16 protein-coding genes are annotated in these 17,946 nt (G+C 70.7%); 12 read left to right on the top strand and 4 right to left on the bottom strand.

Features of this window, described 5'->3' with window-relative positions; all coding sequences use genetic code 11:
* Positions 1 to 47 precede the first annotated feature (47 nt).
* Positions 48 to 1,661, top strand: coding sequence for an MFS transporter (locus ABTX78_RS31565; protein WP_352210205.1), 1,614 nt, complete (start codon positions 48 to 50; stop codon positions 1,659 to 1,661).
* 53 nt (positions 1,662 to 1,714) lie between these two features.
* Here the strand turns inward: ABTX78_RS31565 and ABTX78_RS31560 are convergent, their stop codons facing one another.
* Positions 1,715 to 3,073, bottom strand: coding sequence for an MDR family MFS transporter (locus tag ABTX78_RS31560; protein ID WP_352210204.1), 1,359 nt, complete (start codon positions 3,071 to 3,073; stop codon positions 1,715 to 1,717).
* Between the two features lie 153 nt (positions 3,074 to 3,226).
* Here ABTX78_RS31560 and ABTX78_RS31555 point away from each other — a divergent pair, with 153 nt between their 5' ends.
* Positions 3,227 to 3,988, top strand: coding sequence for a phosphoglyceromutase (locus tag ABTX78_RS31555; RefSeq protein ID WP_352210203.1), 762 nt, complete (start codon positions 3,227 to 3,229; stop codon positions 3,986 to 3,988).
* Between the two features lie 145 nt (positions 3,989 to 4,133).
* The gene (locus tag ABTX78_RS31550) at positions 4,134 to 4,712 is read left to right on the top strand and encodes a dihydrofolate reductase family protein (RefSeq protein WP_352210202.1); all 579 of its coding nucleotides are present in this window, start codon (positions 4,134 to 4,136) and stop codon (positions 4,710 to 4,712) included.
* A gap of 75 nt (positions 4,713 to 4,787) precedes the next feature.
* Here the strand turns inward: ABTX78_RS31550 and ABTX78_RS31545 are convergent, their stop codons facing one another.
* Positions 4,788 to 5,345 carry an HAD domain-containing protein gene (locus tag ABTX78_RS31545; protein WP_352210201.1) on the bottom strand — a complete coding sequence of 186 codons (558 nt, stop codon included), beginning with the start codon at positions 5,343 to 5,345 and terminating at the stop codon, positions 4,788 to 4,790.
* Between the two features lie 120 nt (positions 5,346 to 5,465).
* On the opposite strand from ABTX78_RS31545, the gene ABTX78_RS31540 reads away from it, so the two are divergent.
* The gene (locus tag ABTX78_RS31540; RefSeq protein WP_352210200.1) at positions 5,466 to 6,638 is read left to right on the top strand and encodes an amidase domain-containing protein; all 1,173 of its coding nucleotides are present in this window, start codon (positions 5,466 to 5,468) and stop codon (positions 6,636 to 6,638) included.
* Positions 6,639 to 7,056: 418 nt separating this feature from the next.
* Here ABTX78_RS31540 and phoU read toward each other — a convergent pair whose 3' ends face one another.
* Positions 7,057 to 7,734 (bottom strand): phosphate signaling complex protein PhoU, encoded by a 678-nt coding sequence (phoU, locus tag ABTX78_RS31535; RefSeq protein ID WP_352210199.1) that lies wholly within the window; start codon positions 7,732 to 7,734, stop codon positions 7,057 to 7,059.
* Between the two features lie 207 nt (positions 7,735 to 7,941).
* On the opposite strand from phoU, the gene phoR reads away from it, so the two are divergent.
* Both phoR and phoP read left to right on the top strand, forming a co-directional pair.
* Positions 7,942 to 9,234, top strand: coding sequence for a two-component system sensor histidine kinase PhoR (gene phoR, locus ABTX78_RS31530; protein ID WP_352210198.1), 1,293 nt, complete (start codon positions 7,942 to 7,944; stop codon positions 9,232 to 9,234).
* A gap of 5 nt (positions 9,235 to 9,239) precedes the next feature.
* Positions 9,240 to 9,911 (top strand): two-component system response regulator PhoP, encoded by a 672-nt coding sequence (gene phoP, locus ABTX78_RS31525; RefSeq protein WP_466295925.1) that lies wholly within the window; start codon positions 9,240 to 9,242, stop codon positions 9,909 to 9,911.
* Positions 9,912 to 10,012: 101 nt separating this feature from the next.
* On the opposite strand, the gene ABTX78_RS31520 is transcribed toward phoP, so the two are convergent.
* Positions 10,013 to 10,768, bottom strand: a complete 756-nt coding sequence (locus ABTX78_RS31520) for a DUF461 domain-containing protein (RefSeq protein WP_352210197.1) — start codon at positions 10,766 to 10,768, stop codon at positions 10,013 to 10,015.
* A gap of 615 nt (positions 10,769 to 11,383) precedes the next feature.
* Between ABTX78_RS31520 and ABTX78_RS31515 the strand changes: the two genes are divergently transcribed.
* The 6 genes from ABTX78_RS31515 to ABTX78_RS31490 all read left to right on the top strand — a co-directional run bounded on the left by ABTX78_RS31515 (position 11,384) and on the right by ABTX78_RS31490 (position 17,754).
* On the top strand, positions 11,384 to 11,866 hold the full coding sequence (locus ABTX78_RS31515; RefSeq protein WP_003953493.1) for a CarD family transcriptional regulator: 483 nt from the start codon (positions 11,384 to 11,386) through the stop codon (positions 11,864 to 11,866).
* Between the two features lie 281 nt (positions 11,867 to 12,147).
* Entirely contained in the window at positions 12,148 to 12,894 is a 747-nt protein-coding gene (gene ispD / locus ABTX78_RS31510) for a 2-C-methyl-D-erythritol 4-phosphate cytidylyltransferase (RefSeq protein WP_352210196.1), read from the top strand.
* Entirely contained in the window at positions 12,881 to 13,399 is a 519-nt protein-coding gene (gene ispF, locus ABTX78_RS31505) for a 2-C-methyl-D-erythritol 2,4-cyclodiphosphate synthase (protein WP_352210195.1), read from the top strand. The genes ispD and ispF overlap by 14 nt, the downstream gene beginning before the upstream one ends.
* A gap of 186 nt (positions 13,400 to 13,585) precedes the next feature.
* Entirely contained in the window at positions 13,586 to 14,986 is a 1,401-nt protein-coding gene (gene cysS / locus ABTX78_RS31500; RefSeq protein ID WP_352210194.1) for a cysteine--tRNA ligase, read from the top strand.
* A gap of 94 nt (positions 14,987 to 15,080) precedes the next feature.
* Positions 15,081 to 16,034 carry a 23S rRNA (guanosine(2251)-2'-O)-methyltransferase RlmB gene (gene rlmB / locus ABTX78_RS31495; protein ID WP_352210193.1) on the top strand — a complete coding sequence of 318 codons (954 nt, stop codon included), beginning with the start codon at positions 15,081 to 15,083 and terminating at the stop codon, positions 16,032 to 16,034.
* 112 nt (positions 16,035 to 16,146) lie between these two features.
* Positions 16,147 to 17,754, top strand: a complete 1,608-nt coding sequence (locus ABTX78_RS31490) for a DoxX family protein (RefSeq protein WP_352210192.1) — start codon at positions 16,147 to 16,149, stop codon at positions 17,752 to 17,754.
* Positions 17,755 to 17,946 lie beyond the last annotated feature (192 nt).

Below are 17,946 nucleotides of genomic sequence, written 5' to 3'. Positions count from 1 at the left end.
CTCTCCCCGGGCGTGCGGGACACCCCGGGGAGGGGGAGAATCCCACCATGAGCGACAAAACGGGGAGTGTTGCGCCCGGTACGGCCGCTTCCGGAGCCGCCGGGCCCCATCAGACCCTGGCCCTCGCGGCGATGCTGTTCGCGGTGTCGATGACGTTCATCGACCAGACCATCGTGGCCATCGCCGCCCCGAGCATCGTCGACGAACTCGATCTCTCCACCTCGGGCGTGCAGTGGGTCGTCAACGCCTATCTGCTGGCCCTGGCCGCGTTCTTCGCCCTCGGCGGCCGGCTCGCCGACATCCTCGGCCACCGCCGGATGATGGTGATCGGCACTCTGGTCTTCGTCATCTCCTCCGTGCTCTGCGGCTGCGTCCCCGACGACAGCTTCGCCCAGACCTGGCTCATCATCTTCCGGGCCACCCAAGGCCTGGGCGCCGCCCTGATGTTCCCCGCGGCGCTCGCCGTCGTCGTCGCGGTCTTCCCGGTGGAGAAGCGCGGCCGGGCCCTCGCCCTGTTCTTCGGCCTGTCCGGCGCGCTGACCGCACTCGGCCCGCTCCTCGGCGGCTGGCTCACCGACTGGACGTGGCGCGCGATCTTCTGGGTCAACGTGCCCGTCGCGATCATCGCCCTCGTCCTTACGGCGTACGCCCGTATCCCCAACCAGAAGCGCCCCGAACGCCTCGACCTGCCCGGCGCCGTCCTCGTCGCCGTCGGTATGGGCCTGAGCGTGCTCGGCCTCCAGCAGGCGTCCGCGTGGGGCTGGAGCAGCGTCACCACTTGGGCCTGCATCATCGGCGGCCTCGCCGTGCTGGTCGTGTTCTGCGCGTACGAACTCCGCGTCGAGCAACCGCTCATCAGGCTCCAGGTCTTCCGCGACAAGGCGTTCAGCGTCGACTCGGCCGTTCTCTTCTTCGCGATGCTCGCCTTCGTCCCGGTGTTCTTCTTCGCCTCGGTGTACGCGCAGGTCTCGCTCAGCGCCTCACCGAACCAGGCCGCGCTGTTCCTCCTCTACTTCTTCATCGGCTTCGGCATCGCCTCCCAGTGGGGCGGCCGCATCCTCGACAAACGCGGTGCGCGGCCCGCGATGAAGCTGGGCACCGCGCTCGGCGCCGTCGGATTCTGGCTGTGGGCGGGCGAACTGACGAACCTTTCGATGCACGACCAGTGGCTGTACGCCGCGCTCGCCGGCGCCGGTATCGGCTTTCTGCTCGCCCCCGCCTCCACGGACGCCGTCAACCGGTCGATCAACGCCTCGTACGGAGAGGTCACCGGCATCACCCAGACCGTGCGCAACTTCGCGGCGGCGGTGGGCATGGCGGTGTTCGGCACGATCCTCACCCATGTCACCACCGACAAGGTCGTGTCGACGCTCCGGGCCAAGGGCGTACCCGAGGGCCCGGCACGGGACGCGGCCCGCGATGTCGCCGAGGCGGTCACCGGCCACCCGGACACGAAGACACCGACCGGCGACGGGCCGATCGCGACGACGATGCGCGACTCGATGAACGCCATCCGGATGGACTTCGCCGAGGCCAACCAGTACGTGTTCTACGGCATGGCCATCGCGCTCGCCATCGCGTTCGTGTGCTCGCTGCTGCACCCCGGGACGCGGGTGACGGACGAGAGGGAGGCGACGTCGCGGGTGCGGGCGGACCGCTGAGGCGCGGAAGCTGCGGCGGCCCGCCATCGGTGGTCCTCGGCCGGCGACCGCGGTCAGGCGCCGGCTTTCTCCGCCGCGCCGGTGTCCGTGAGCGTGACGGGCGTGACGGATGTGACGGGCGTGACGGGCGCGACCGGCGTGACGGGTGCGATCGGTGTACCAGGCGTATCCGGGACGGGGATCTCCGACGCGGCCGGTTCCTCGTCCGGCAGGCTGCGCATCAGCAGCCAGTACCCGAGCCCGGCCACCGTCCCGAGCACCGCGCACATGCCCCACAGGAGCCCGGCGCCGTAGTGGTCGATGACGAAACCGGCCAGCAGCGGGGCGATCAGCGCGGCGACCGACCACGACATCGTGTACATGCCCTGGTAACGGCCCCGGCCGTGCAACGGCGAGAGCCGCACGACCAGCCCGGTCTGTGTGGGGGCGTTGACGATCTCGGCCAGCGTCCACACGCACACGGTCAGCGCGTAGACCGCGATGGACCCGGCGAAGGCGGTGAGCCCGAAGCCGTACCCCGCGAGCAGCGAGGAGATGATCAGCAGACGGCGCGGGTCGCGGTGCTCGATGTAGCGGGTGACGGGGATCTGCATGACCACGATCAGCACACCGTTGATCGCGATGGCCGCGCCGAAGTCGGAGGCGGAGAAGCCGTCGGCGCCCATCGCGAGCGGCAGGCCCATGTAGCCCTGCATGAAGACCAGCGAGACGAGGAACGACAGCCCGACGACGCCCATGAACCGCCCGTCGCGCAGCACGGTCCCGAGCCCGATCCGCGGCTCCGCGGCGCCCGTGGCGGCCTCCTCGGCCGACTGCTCGGGCCGCGACTCCGGCAGCTTCACGAAGACGACGACGGCGCAGATGAGGGTCATCACGGCTTCGCCGAGGAAGCCCGCGAGATAGCTGTACTCGGCGATGAAACCGGCGGCGACGGAGGAGACGGCGAAGCCGAGGTTGATGGCCCAGTAGTTGAGCGAGAACGCCCGCACACGGTCCTGCGGCCGGACGATGTCGGCCATCATCGCCTGCACGGCGGGGCGGGAGGCGTTCGACGCCATGCCCACCACGAAGGCGACGGCCGCGATCGCCACCGGGTGCTGGACGAATCCGAGCACGGCCACGGACACGGCCGTCGAACTCTGCGCGATGAGCAGGGTGGGGCGGCGCCCCAGCCGGTCGGCCATCACACCGCCGCCGAGGGAGGAGATGACGCCGCCGAGACCGTGCAGAGCGACGACGAGACCCGCGTACGAGGCCGAGTAGCCCTCCTCCAGCGTCAGGTACAACGCCATGAAGGTGGCGACGAAAGCCCCGAGCCGGTTCACCAGCGTGCTCGTCCACAGCCACCAGAACGCCGGGGGGAGCCCCGAGACGCTTTCGTGGACGGCTCTGCGCAGTGCGGCTGTGGACATGTGTCTCCCCCGGGGCCTCGGCAGGCGTGTAAGTGGCTTCGTCGGCATCCGCAAGTTACTCAGCGGGGGGTCCCGGCCGCCAGTCAATTGACGTCTGCCGTCAACCGTGGACGCGACCTGTCCGCCCGGGAGGCGTCCATTAGGCTCGGACACATGGCCGAAGCACCGTACAAGCTGATCCTGCTCCGCCACGGCGAGAGCGAATGGAACGCGAAGAACCTGTTCACCGGCTGGGTGGACGTCAATCTCACCGAGAAGGGCGAGAAGGAGGCGGTCCGCGGCGGTGAGCTGCTCAAGGACGCCGGCCTGCTGCCCGACGTACTGCACACCTCGCTGCAGAAGCGGGCCATCCGCACCGCCCAGCTGGCCCTGGAATCCGCCGACCGTTTGTGGATCCCGGTCCGCCGCTCGTGGCGGCTGAACGAGCGTCACTACGGTGCGCTTCAGGGCAAGGACAAGGCACAGACCCTCGCGGAGTTCGGCGAGGAGCAGTTCATGCTGTGGCGCCGCTCCTACGACACCCCGCCGCCGCCGCTCGAGGACGGCACGGAGTTCTCCCAGAGCGACGACGCGCGCTACGCCACGATCCCGCCGGAGCTGCGCCCGCGCACCGAGTGCCTCAAGGACGTCGTCGTCCGCATGCTGCCGTACTGGTACGACGGCATCGTCCCGGACCTGCTGACGGGCCGCACGGTCCTGGTCGCCGCGCACGGCAACTCCCTGCGTGCGCTGGTCAAGCACCTCGACGGCATCTCGGACGAGGACATCGCGGGCCTCAACATCCCCACGGGCATCCCGCTGGTGTACGACCTCGACGCCGACTTCAAGCCCCTCAACCCGGGCGGCACCTACCTCGACCCGGACGCGGCGGCGGCGGCGATCGAGGCGGTCAAGAACCAGGGCAAGAAGAAGTAGGTTTCGTGATCACGCCCCCGACCTGCGCCGATGGCGCGGCTCGGGGGCGTTTTCGCGGCGCGGGCCTGTCGCTGGACGATGAGTTCCGTCGTCGTTGCCGGTCTGTATCACCGACGGACGACCGACCGCACCCGAGGAGAGCACCATGACCGCCACCTACACGTTCGACGTCTTCTCCAGCCTCGACGGCTTCGGAGCCGCCGGCGGCGACTGGACCGGCTACTGGGGCAAGCAGGGCCCCGAGCTCCTCGACCACCGGCTCTCCCAGTACGGGGAGGAGCAGCGGATGGTCTTCGGGGCCAACACGTACCGGCTGTTCGCGCAGATGCTGGCGTCGAGCACCGAGGAGTCCGAGGTGCGCGACCCCTGGGTGACGCGGATGAGGAGCCTGCCGGCGACGGTGGTGTCGAACACACTCGACGGGCCCCTCGACTGGCCGGAGGCGAAGATCGCGAGCGGCGACGCCGTCGACGTCGTCGCCCGGCTCAAGGAGGAGTCCGACGTACCGCTGCGCTCGCACGGCAGCCTCTCGGTGAACCGGGCGCTGATGGCCGCCGGTCTGGTGGACCGCGTCCAGGTGACGCTCTACCCGGTGATCACCGGCCGGACCGGGCTGGACCCGATCTTCCGGGGGGCGGCCGACTTCGACCTGGAACTGATCGGGCAGCGGACGCTCGACGGCCACATCCAGGAGCTCGTCTACCGGCCCGCGCTGCACGGTTGAGTCCGTCGCCGCTGCACGCTTCACGCAGGTGCGGGCCGCGCCCGGGTGCACGGACGAAAGCGCCGATGGCGTTCCTCAGGACACCCCTGGCCAGGGCCCGTTGGTGCCCCGCGGCCTGTCCGGCACGGCCGTACGGAGCCAGTCGGCGAGCACCCTGAAATCCTCGTCGGCCAGGCCCCGGCCCGCGTCCACGCGGTGCAGCAGTGCCGCTCCGGGGTGCTCGGACGCGACCCACAGGCGGTCCATCGCGCCGATCTCGTCGTCGATCCAGATGAACGGGCGCCCGCCCGCCCACTCGACGACGGTGCGCGTCTTCCAGTGCAGGCCCCGCGGTCCCTCGGGGACGGCATCCGGCCACCTCACCACCGGCAGTCTGGGCAAGCCGATCCGTGGTGCGACGACCTCGTTCGCGTCGTCCAGCCATGTCGTCGCCCACACCATCGCGCAGCCCAGCGCCGTCAGACGAGTTCCGACCGAGGGGTCGAGGCGTTCGAGCAGTGGGTTTCCCGGATCGGAGACGTTCCCGGAAACGGAAGGAGACAGACCGGAAGGCCGGCCCGATGACGGTCCGAAGGGGATGAATGGGCCGTCGACATCGAGGAAGAGGAGGGGGCGTTCCGCCGGGCCGGTCACGGGCGGAACACTAACCGCGCAACGATCCCGCCATCTCTTGGGCAACCCCCTTCACACCCCGCACAGCAGGCATGCAAAGATGCCCTGCCCCGGCAGGCGTCCGGGTAGGAGGGGAACTCAGTGAAATCAAGGAAATTGAGCCGTACGCGCCGCCGCGCGACCATATTGACGGCAGCGGTCGCCTCGGCTGTCGCCGGCGCGGCCATGCTGCCCAACTGGAGTGCCGGCGCGGCCAGTGCCGACAACGTGGCGGTGGACCCGCAGACCAGGGCCACCTTCCAGCGGCTGGCGGACGCGGTCTTCACCGACCGCACGGACGCCCTCGTGGACCGCAAGCAGAACCCGGGCAAGGCGCCGCTGACGTCCGGCTTCTCCGGCGACGTACGGCTGTCCGCGTCGCTGGAGAACAAGGAGGACTCCGCGCTCTCCTCGCTCCGCAGCCGCAAGTCCCGCCTCGCCACCCTCGGTGAGCGCTACACCTCGGCCAAGACCAGCGTCACCCTCGACAAGGCGCGGACGCGGGGACGTCACGCCACCGTCCAGGTCACCGAGACCACGACGCTGACGTACCAGAAGATCCGTGGCGACGAGCCGGGCACCACCGGTTTCCAGGCCCGCCACGAACTCACCTTCGCCGCCGACCGGCAGGGCAACTGGCAGCTGACCGGCATCCGCGACACCGATGACGGCTACATCGCGGTGAACCAGCCCGCCCAGCCGCGCACCGGGGCGACCGTCGCCGACGGCGCCATGCCGGTGGCCACGCGCGCGGCCACCACGCGGCCCGCGCCGGCCAAACCGAAGGCCCTCAACTCCGGTACGTACAACTACAAGGCCATGGCCGCGTACGCGGAGAAGTACTGGACGAAGTACAACACCGCCTACCCCAACTACCACTCGGCCGGCGGCGACTGCACGAACTTCGTCAGCCAGGCCCTGCGGGCCGGTGGGTGGAAGGACGTCCCGGGGACGACCACCACCGACTACAAGAAGTGGTTCTCCAACACCACGCGCCAGTCGGACTCGTGGGTCGGCGTGAACGAGTTCTCGTGGTTCGCCCTGTCCTCCAAGCGGGTCACCAGCCTGGCGAACGTCTACCAGATGGATCTGGGTGACGTGATGCAGATGGACTTCGACAAGGACGGGTCCAAGGACCACACGATGATCGTCTCGTACCGCAGCTCGAGGGGCGTGCCGTACCTGACGTACCACTCCAACAACACGTACCGCAGGTCGGTCGCGAGCATCATCGCCTCGTACCCGAACTCGGCGTACTACGCCTACCGCACCTGATCCGACGCACATCGCGCCTCGGCGTACGGCCACGCACGCCGAGGCGCACACGTCCACCGGCGCACAGGTGGACAGTCGGACAGATGTCGGACAGACGTCAAACAGACAAGGGCCCCGTCCGGAACCGGACGGGGCCCTTGTTCGCTGTCGCCGCCGCTAGCCGCAGCAGCCTCCGCACTGGCACGGTGCCCCCGACTGGCAGCCGCAGCCGCAGCCCGAGCCGCAGCCACAGGCACCGAGAACGGGCAGGAACGTCACGTCGGTCGTCCCGCCGGACGTTTCCTGCTGAGGGTCGGTCGTGGGGGATTCGGCCATGGGTCCCTCCTCAAGGGCGTACGAGATGTGCCGCCTCTGCCCATGTCATTCCCCCCGGGGCAGGCGCATCAACAGCGCGCGGAGGCACAATCGCCCCCGGCGACTAGGCGCCGTCCACCTGCGTCGGCTGCTGAAGCTCGTCCGCGTGCTCGCCCGTGACCAGGTACACGACACGCTTCGCCACCGAAACCGCGTGGTCCGCGAAGCGCTCGTAGTAGCGGCCGAGCAGCGTCACGTCCACCGCCGTCTCGATGCCGTGCTGCCAGCGGTCGTCCATCAGGTGCTGGAACAGCGTGCGGTGCAGCAGGTCCATCTCGTCGTCGTCCGTCTCCAGCTGAAGCGCCAGGTCGACGTCCTTCGTGATGATGACCTCGGCCGCCTTCGCCATCAGGCGCTGCGCCAGCTGGCCCATCTCCAGGATGGTCGCCTGCAGGTCCTGCGGCACCGCGGTCTCCGGGAAACGCAGCCGGGCCAGCTTGGCCACGTGCTGGGCCAGGTCGCCCGAGCGCTCCAGGTCGGCGCTCATGCGCAGGGAGGTCACCACTATCCGCAGATCCGTGGCGACGGGCTGCTGGCGCGCCAGCAGCGCGATCGCCCGCGCCTCCAGGTCGTGCTGCAGGTCGTCGACCTTCTGGTCGGCGGCGATCACATTCTCGGCAAGCTTCAGATCGGCGTCGAGCATCGCCGTCGTGGCGCGCCCGATCGCCGACCCGACCAGCCGGGCCATCTCGACCAGGCCCTCGCCGATCGAGTCCAGTTCCTCGTGGTACGCGTCCCGCATGGGATGTCCCTCTCTCAATCTGCCGGGGTCCGGAGTGGTACGGGGGTGTCTCGGGCCCCCACGCTCCCACGTTCTGTCCGGAACGCGTCCTGCTCCACCCTCGGAAGTGAACCGGCTCTATCCCCTCGGTGAACTCTGAGCGACGAGTGTTCGAGGTGCCACCCGTTTGGCTGGGAGCATGCTCGTGACCACGCCTAACCTGGAGGCATGGACGTGAACGCGGCGGTTGCCGCAGCGGCAGCGATCGCCGGGTTGTGCACCGGCGTCATCGCCATGCTGGCGTTCCGCTGGAGCGAACGCGACCAGGCGAGACCCACCCGCACCTCTCTGCACACCGACGCCGCGCTGCCGCCCGGCGTCGACACCGTCCTTTCCGTGCTCCGCTCCTCCGCGGTCGTCCTCGACGAGAGCGACGCCGTGGTCAAGGCCAGCTCCGCCGCGTACGCCCTCGGCCTGGTCCGCGGCGGAAAGCTCGCGGTCGAGCCGATGCTGCACATGGCACGCGACACCCGGCGTGACGGTGAGATACGGCAGGTGGAACTGGACCTGCCCCGCCGCGGCACCGGCCGCGGCGAAGCCCTCGCCGTGTCCGCCCGCGTCGCACCCCTCGGCTCCCGCCTCGTCCTCCTGCTGGTGGAGGACCTCACCGAGGCCCGCCGTATCGAAGCCGTACGACGCGACTTCGTGGCCAACGTCAGCCACGAGCTCAAGACCCCCGTCGGCGCTCTCTCCCTGCTCTCCGAGGCGGTCATGGACGCCTCCGACGACCCCGAGGCGGTCACCCGCTTCGCCGGCCGCATGCAGATCGAGGCGACCCGGCTCACCAACCTCGTACAGGAGCTCATCGACCTCTCCCGGGTGCAGAACGACGACCCGCTGGAGGACGCCGAGCCCGTACGCGTGGACGAACTGGTCGCCGAGGCCATCGACCGCTCCCGGCACCCCGCGTCCACCAAACAGATCACCATGGCCGTCGGCGGGACCACCGCGCCCGGTGCCGAGGGAGCCACCTCCGACCTGCACATCTGGGGCAACCGGGGCCAGCTCGCCGCCGCACTCGGCAATCTCGTCGAGAACGCCGTCAACTACTCCCCGGCCCGCACCCGCGTCGGCATCTCCGCCCGCCGCATCTCCGCGTCCGGCGGCGACCTCATCGAGATCGCCGTCACCGACCAGGGCATCGGGATCTCCGAAAAGGACCGCGAAAGGGTCTTCGAACGCTTCTACCGCGTCGACCCCGCCCGGTCCCGCGCCACCGGAGGCACCGGCCTCGGACTGGCCATCGTCAAACACGTGGCCGCCTCGCACGGCGGGGAGGTCTCCGTGTGGAGCTCCGAGGGACAAGGCTCCACCTTCACCCTGCGGCTACCGGAAGCGGGCGCCGTGCGGGACCGTTCATCCACCGGACCGGCTCGCGTCGACGAGGACGACGACCGGCCCTTCGACAGCGAACCCTCTGACCAGAACACCGTGATCCCTGCCCCGGAGGTCCTTCCGTGACCCGAGTGCTCGTCGTCGAGGATGAGGAATCATTCAGCGACGCCCTGTCCTACATGCTCCGCAAAGAGGGCTTCGAGGTCGCCATCGCGACCACGGGCCCCGAGGGGCTCGACGAGTTCGAGCGCAACGGCGCCGACCTCGTCCTGCTCGACCTGATGCTGCCCGGACTGCCGGGCACCGAGGTGTGCCGTCAGCTGCGCGGCCGCTCCAACGTCCCGGTCATCATGGTGACCGCCAAGGACAGTGAGATCGACAAGGTCGTCGGCCTCGAAATAGGAGCCGACGACTACGTCACCAAGCCCTTCTCCTCGCGGGAGCTCGTCGCCCGTATCCGCGCGGTGCTGCGGCGCCGCGGCGAGCCGGAGGAGGTCACCCCGGCCGCCCTGGAGGCCGGCCCGGTCCGCATGGACGTGGACCGCCACGTCGTCACCGTCTCCGGCGGCAAGGTCGACCTCCCGCTGAAGGAGTTCGACCTGCTGGAGATGCTGCTGCGCAACGCGGGCCGCGTGCTGACCCGTATGCAGCTGATCGACCGGGTGTGGGGCGCGGACTACGTCGGCGACACCAAGACGCTGGACGTCCACGTCAAGCGCCTGCGCGCCAAGATCGAGCCGGACCCGGGTGCGCCGCGCTACCTGGTGACGGTCCGCGGTCTGGGCTACAAGTTCGAGCCGTAGACCGGCCCGGCCCGAAGGACTCCCCTCCGGACGGCCGTCCCCGGGGCCACGACATGAGGGCGCCCCGCCGGAGTCCCGGCGGGGCGCCCTCATGTCCGCTGTCAGTGCTCCGCGTCGCCCCCGGCCGAGGCGGAGGAGGAGTCCGAGGGAGTCCCCGGCTCACCCGACTCACCGTTGCCCGGCTCGCCCGACGCTCCGGCCTCACCCTCGGCCGGCTCCGAGGCGCCGTCCGACGGCTCACTTCCGTGCTCGCCCTCCGCCGGCACGGCCGGACTCTGCGACGGCTCCGCGGGCGTCTGCGCCGGCGGCTTCGGCAGGACGCTCGGGCCGAAGCCCTGGTAGTAGCCCGCGGCCGGGTGCACGAGCGCCTCGACCTTCACATCGCCGGTCTCGCTGAAGCGGATGACGACGTCCTGCACCCCGCCGACGTTCTTCGTCAGCTCACGGCCGTTCTCCAGCACCGCGGACGCGTTGCCCTTGCCGCCGAGGATGATCGAGCCCTGGGCGGGGACGGTGACCGGGCCCGTGCCCTGGGCCGGGGACAGCTTCATGGTGCCGTTGACGCCGGGCAGCGTGATCGCGTCGATTGTCTGCGGCTCGGATTCCTCGTTGAAGATCGTCGCGGAGAAGGTCGCGGGCCCGTCGGTGTCGCGCTGCGGCTGGGTGATCACCACGGCGTTCTGGATCTTGATCGAGTCGACCGAGACCTCGGCGTTGTCGGGCCTGACGCCGAGCGTCTGGGCGTTCTCGCCCGCGCTGCAGGCACCGAGCGCGAGGACGGAGAACGCGACGGCGGTGACGGCGAGGACGCCGCGTCGAAGGCGGGCGCCCCCGGACGGAGTTTGGGGGAGGCTCACGGCGGCGGCATCTCCTTGAACGTTCGGACTGGCTAGGGACGGGCCCCCGGCGCCCGGAGGCCTCGGGGAAGGGCGAACCGGCGCAATACCGGCCGGGGCCGCGTCAGTTCGCCGACAGATTACCGAGCCACCGCTCCCGCCCCGCACCCGACCCGCCCCTACACCCGCGACGCGCCGCCCCGGGCCGCGTCACCGTCCCCGCCGGACCCCCTCCGATCATGGGCATTCGAACGCTGTTCACATATCCGCAGTGATCAATTTCCCGGACCGTCCGCATTCCCCGCGAATAGCTCCGGTGATCAATTCCGGATTGCCGGCGACATCCGTCCGTACGGGTGACCGACCGCCGAACGGAGTACGGGAAGTTCACCACTGGAAACCCGGCAAATCGGGACGTTCGGCCGCGCGCGGGGGCCTTGCGCGGTGTGTGGCGGGTGCGTTTCCGTCCGTCTGTGCAGCCGCTCCGACCTGCGAATACCTCGTTCCGCAGACCGCCCGCAGCACGTCCACGTTGCAGTTGTCAAGCCCCGAGATATGCCCTGACCTGCGAAAACGCCATTCAGAAGAAGCCGTATCCGTGTTACCCTGGATAGCCACGGAAGGGGTACCTGTCACATGACGTTCAAGGTTGGCGACACCGTGGTCTATCCCCATCACGGGGCCGCGCTGATCGAGGCCATCGAAACTCGCCAGATCAAAGGCGTGGACAAGACCTACTTGGTGCTCAAGGTCGCCCAGGGCGACCTGACGGTGCGCGTGCCGGCGGACAATGCGGAGTTCGTCGGGGTACGCGATGTGGTCGGGCAGGACGGGCTGGACCGGGTCTTCGAGGTGCTGCGCGCGCCGTACGCCGAAGAGCCGACGAACTGGTCCCGTCGCTACAAGGCAAATCTCGAGAAGCTCGCCTCCGGCGATGTCATCAAGGTCGCCGAAGTAGTGCGTGACCTGTGGCGTCGTGAGCGTGAGCGTGGTCTGTCCGCAGGTGAGAAGCGGATGCTCGCCAAGGCCCGCCAGATCCTGGTGAGCGAACTCGCACTCGCGGAGAACACGAACGAAGACAAGGCCGAGGCTCTGCTCGACGAGGTCCTCGCGTCCTGACGCAGCCGCGCCGGATGCAAAGCTGCTGTCCACATAGTGCCGCGGTGCCCGCTGACAAGCTGTGACCACAGTTCTGTCGCCGGGCGCTGCGGCATGTTCGTCTCTCGTTCACAGCGGTACCCCACCCTGTGCTGTGCCGGGCCCGGGCGGCTGGCGCAGACCGATGGTCACGGAAGGGTCCGGTCAAGGCGTCGCGCCCGGCACTCCCCCAACCTACGGTCGGGGGTACCCCAGGCCATACCCATGTCGGCCGAGGAAACAAACCTGCCGGAGTGCACCCGATGTCTGACCAAACGCGTCCGTCCCGTACCGCAGCGGTGATCCCGGCCGCCGGCAAGGGCGTACGGCTCGGCCCCGGCGCCCCCAAAGCGCTCCGCACGCTGAGCGGCACACCCATGCTCGTCCACGCCGTACTGGCCATGGCCGCCTCCCGCGCCGTGTCCCTCGTCGTGGTCGTCGCCCCGCCCGACGACGTCGCGGGCGTGAAGAGCGCCCTCGCCGAACACGCGATGTCCGACCGGACCGAGGTCCTCGTCGTCGCAGGCGGCGACACTCGCCAGGAATCCGTACGGCTCGGCCTCGACGCCCTGCCCGAGGACATCGGCATCGTCCTCGTCCACGACGCGGCGCGGCCCCTCGTGCCCGTCGACACCGTCGACGGCGTCATCGAGGCCGTACGCGACGGAGCGCCGGCCGTCGTACCCGCCCTCCCGCTCGCGGACACCGTCAAGGAAGTCGAACCCGCCGAGAAGGGCGAACCCGAACCGGTCGTCGCCACCCCCGAGCGGGCCCGGCTGCGCGCCGTGCAGACCCCGCAGGGCTTCGACCGGGACACCCTCGTGCGCGCCCACCACATCGTCCGGCCGGACGGCGAGGGCGCCACCGACTGCGCCGGCATGGTCGAGCGGCTCGGTGGCCCGGTCGTCGTCGTCCCCGGACACGAGGAGGCCTTCAAGGTGACCCGTCCCCTGGACCTCGTCCTCGCCGAGGCCGTGCTCGCCCGCAGGAGGGCCAATGACGGCTTCTAGCCACCCGCCCGTGCCGCTCATCGGGATCGGCACCGACGTCCACGCCTTCGAAGAGGGCCGCGAACTGTGGTGCGCCGGCCTGCTGTGGGACGGCCCCGACGGCGGTCACGGCCTCGCCGGACACTCCGACGGCGACGTCGCCGCCCACGCCGCCTGCGACGCCCTCTTCTCCGCCGCCGGCGTCGGCGACCTCGGCGCCCACTTCGGCACCTCCCGGCCCGAGTGGTCCGGCGCCTCGGGCGTCACCCTCCTCACCGAGGCCGCCCGCATCGTGCGCGCCGAGGGATTCGAGATCGGGAACGTCGCCATCCAGGTCATCGGCGTACGGCCCAAGATCGGCAAGCGCCGGGACGAGGCCCAGAAGACCCTCGGCGCCGCGGTCGGCGCCCCGGTCTCCGTCTCCGGCACCACCACCGACGGCCTCGGGCTCACCGGCCGGGCCGAGGGCCTCGCCGCCATCGCCACGGCACTGGTCTTCCGGGCCCCGGCCCCCGCGTCCCCGTGAGCCTCGCCACCTCGGTCCCGTCCGCGTCCCCAGGCGTCGCCGGTACGGGTGAACCACCCGGCGGCGGCCCCCTTCGGCAGCGCGTCGCACAAGGCGTCGTACAACACGTCGTACAAACGTCACGAAGTTGTCCCCGCGGCCCGAAAGGGTCGCGGGGCACTGCCGTGGGCCCACTACCCTTGTTGCGTGACCATTCGCCTGTACGACACCAGCGCCCGGCAGATCCGTGACTTCTCCCCGCTCACGCCGGGCTGTGTCTCGATCTACCTGTGTGGCGCGACCGTGCAGGCCGCCCCGCACATCGGGCACATCAGGTCGGGACTGAACTTCGACATCATGCGCCGCTGGTTCGAGTACCGCGGCTACGACGTGACCTTCATCCGCAACGTCACCGACATCGACGACAAGATCATCACCAAGTCGTCCGAGCAGAGCCGCCCGTGGTGGTCCATCGGCTACGAGAACGAGCGCGCCTTCGACGACGGCTACACCGCCCTCGGCTGCCTGCCGCCCACGTACGAACCGCGCGCCACCGGCCACATCACCGAGATGGTCGAGATGATGCGCGGCCTCATCGAGCGCGGCCACGCCTACGAGTCCGAGGGCAACGTCTATTTCGACGTGAAGTCCTTCCCCGGCTACCTCGAACTGTCCAACCAGGACCTCGACGACCTGCGCCAGCCCTCCGCCGACGGCGAGACCGGCAAGCGCGACCCCCGCGACTTCGCCATGTGGAAGTCCGCCAAGCCCGGCGAGCCCAGCTGGGAGACCCCGTGGGGCCGCGGCCGCCCCGGCTGGCACCTCGAGTGCTCCGCCATGGCGCACAAGTACCTCGGCACCGCCTTCGACATCCACGGCGGCGGACTCGACCTGGTCTTCCCGCACCACGACAACGAGATCGCGCAGGCCAAGGCCTACGGGGACGAGTTCGCCAGGTACTGGGTGCACAACGCCTGGGTCACCATGGCCGGCGAGAAGATGTCCAAGTCGCTCGGCAACTCGGTCCTCGTCTCCGAGATGGTCAAGCGCTGGCGGCCCATCGTCCTGCGCTACTACCTCGGCACCCCGCACTACCGGTCCATGATCGAGTACAGCGAGGAAGCACTGCGCGAGGCGGAGTCCGCCTTCGCCCGCATCGAGGGCTTCGTACAGCGCGTCACCGAGAAGGCGGGCGAGGCCGTACCGCCCGCGGACCAAGTGCCGCCCGCGTTCGCCGAAGCCATGGACGACGACCTGGGCGTGCCCCAGGCCCTCGCCATCGTCCACACCACGGTCCGCCAGGGGAACTCCGCACTGGCGGCCGACGACAAGGAAGCCGCCGTCGCGCGCCTCGCCGAGGTCCGCGCCATGCTCGGCGTCCTCGGACTGGACCCGCTCGACCCGCACTGGGCCGGCGAGACCGACCGCGGCGAAGACCTCCACGGCGCCGTCGACACCCTCGTACGCCTCGTGCTCCAGCAGCGCGAAGCGGCCCGGGCCCGCAAGGACTGGGCCACCGCCGACGCCATCCGCGACCAGCTCACCCAGTCCGGACTCGTCATCGAAGACGGTCCCGACGGGCCACGGTGGACCCTCGGCCCCCGCTGAGCACCCATGCAGATGTGCCGCCCGGCCCGCCGGGCGGCACACTTTCTTACATACGCACGCACGCAGACTTGAAGAAACAGGGAAACAGGTAGTCATGGCCGGGAACAGCCAGCGCAGGAACCGCCGCACGTCCAACAAGAAGGGCGCGCAGGTCGGCAGCGGTGGCCAGCGACGCCGCGGCCTCGAAGGCAAGGGCCCCACCCCGCCCGCGTCCGCCCGCAAGGGCCACAAGAAGAACCGCGTCGCCACCGCCCAGGCCAAGAAGGCCGCCGGCCGGCGCCCCGTCGCCCGCCGCGGCGGCAAGGGCACCTCCGAGATGGTCGTCGGCCGCAACCCCGTCTTCGAGGCCCTGCGCGACGGCGTCCCCGCCTCCACGCTCTACGTCCAGCAGTTCATCGACAACGACGAGCGCGTACGCGAGGCACTCCAGCTCGCCACCGGCCGCGGCAACATCCACATCATGGAAGCCCCGCGGCCCGAACTCGACCGCATGACCAACGGGCTCAACCACCAGGGCCTCGTCCTCCAGGTCCCGCCCTACGAGTACGCGCACCCCGAGGACCTCGCGGCCGCCGCCTTCGACGACGGCGAGGACCCGCTCATCGTCGCTCTCGACGGCGTGACCGACCCGCGCAACCTCGGCGCCGTCGTCCGCTCCGTCGCCGCCTTCGGCGGCCACGGCGTCGTCGTCCCCGAACGCCGCGCCGCCGGCATGACCGCCGGTGCCTGGAAGACCTCCGCCGGCACCGCGGCCCGCACCCCCGTCGCCCGCGCCACCAACCTCACCCGCGCCCTGGAGTCGTACCAGAAGGCCGGACTCACCGTCGTCGGCCTCGCCGCCGACGGCGACCGCGAGGTCGGTGACCTCGCCGAACTCGGCGGCCCGCTCGTCATCGTCGTCGGCAGCGAGGGCAAGGGCCTGTCCCGCCTCGTCGGCGAGACCTGCGACTTCCTCGTCCGCATCCCGATGCCCGGTGGCGCCGAATCGCTCAACGCCGGTGTCGCCGCCGGTGTCGTCCTCTACGAGGCCGCCAAGCGCCGCGCCTGACACCGCATTTCCGCGCTTCCGACGCGTTAACCGGCCAATTCACCAGCCTTGACGGGTCTCGGACAGATAGGGCCCGTCACGGCAGTGTCCTAAGTCCACGTCACTCGGTTAGATGAGTGTGGACACCAGAACGCCCCGGCCCGGGTTCGATGATCAGCAGCCTGCGCTGAGCATGGTCAAGGTTGACTGCGATCCCGCGCAGGTCATCGTGAACCACGCCAGCTTCCGGGTGCAGCTCGCCCAGAGCCCGCGCCCCGCACGTGCCCTCGCGGAGACCGCCCTCATTCCCGTCGTCGGCGCGGCCGGCCGGGTGGTGCGCAGGCGGGCGCCCGTCGTCTGGAGCGGCAAGTCGGCGCCCGGGGATGTCGGCGCCACCGGCCTGCTCCAAGCCGCACGCAGCACCGCCGCCGAGCGCGACGCCTACGGGAGCGACCGCTACGACACCGGCGCCACGCAGACCATCCCGCGCCTCGACCTCGCCGAGGACACCGAGCCGACCCCCGTCGTTCCCGCCCCCGGCGGCGGCGGCGACCGGCCCCTCCTGCCGCCCATGCGGCAGGCGGTCGGCGCCTACGACTCGTACCACTCCTACGGCCAGGAGCCGTACGAGGACGACGAGTTCGACCTCACCGAGAACGGCGACGACGACCGCCCGCAGCGCCACGGCGCCGACACCGTCCGGCACGCCTACTACCCCGGCCGCCGGATGAACCTCGGCGTGGTCCTGCTGCCGCTCCGCGTGTTCCTCGGCTTCATCTCCATCTACGCCGGCATGGGCAAACTGTGCGACCCCGTCTACTTCGACGGCGGCGAACGCGGCTCCATGGTGAAGTGGCTCAACTCCCTCCACCCCTGGGCCCTTGCCGAACCCCTGCGGGACTTCGCCCTCTCCCACCCCGTCGGCGCGGGCCTCACCGTCGCCTTCCTCCAGGTCGTCGTCGGCGTCCTCACCGTGCTCGGCCTGTGGCAGCGCGTCGCCGCCGTGATCGGCGCGCTCCTGTCGGCCGCCCTGATCCTCACCGTCAGCTGGAAGACCGTCCCCGCCTACGACGCGCCGGACATCATCTACCTCGCCGCCTGGTCCCCGCTGATCATCGCGGGTGCCCCGGTGTACTCCATCGACGGACGCCTCGCGGGCGAGGCATGGCGCAAACTCGGCCCCCGCTCCGAACTGTGGGAACTGCGCCGGCGTGTGCTGCGCCGCGGAGCGATCGTCGCCTCCGTCGTCGTCGGCCTCACCCTGCTCATCGGCTCCGTACTCGGCGGAGCCGTCCGCTCCACCGACATGGTCACCGTCCCCGGCCCCAACCAGGACCCGACCAACCACCGCCCCGGCTCTCCGCTGGAGCAGGAGCCGACCAGCGGACGCAGTTCCTCGGGCCCGTCCGGTGACAGCGACAGGCCCACCCCGTCCGCGAGCCGCGCCCAGACCCCCGAGCAGGAGAAGCCGACGCCCTCGAAGGAGGCCGTCCGCGAGAGCGGACGCGTCGCCGAACGCCCCAGCCAGACACAGGGAAGCAGCCAGGAACAGCCCGGCCGCTCCGAGCCGGCCGAGGAACCCCCGTCCAGCAGCTCGGGCCCCAGCTCCAGCGGCGGCAGCGGCGACGGCTCCGGCGGCGGAGGTGACGGCGGCTCCTCCGGCGGGAACTCCGGCGGCTCGTCGGGCGGATCCGGCGGCGGTTCGGGCGGCGGACGCGTGATCGGCGGCCTGCTCGGCTGACCCGGCGACGCACCGCGACGACGAGGCGGGCCCCCGGGGTGCGGGGGGGCCCGCGGCGGGGGCGCCCGGGCCCGGGGGGCCGACATGTTGCCGCGCGGGGCGGTGCCGCACGCCCCCCCCCCCCCGGCGGGGGGGGCGGCGCGCCCGGGGGCCGACGCCGCGCGTCGTGACGGCCGTGCCGCCCGCGCGCAC

This window comes from Streptomyces sp. NPDC096193, from assembly GCF_040302905.1.
Taxonomy (GTDB): Bacteria; Actinomycetota; Actinomycetes; order Streptomycetales; family Streptomycetaceae; genus Streptomyces.
This window is presented reverse-complemented; position numbering and strand designations above follow the sequence as displayed.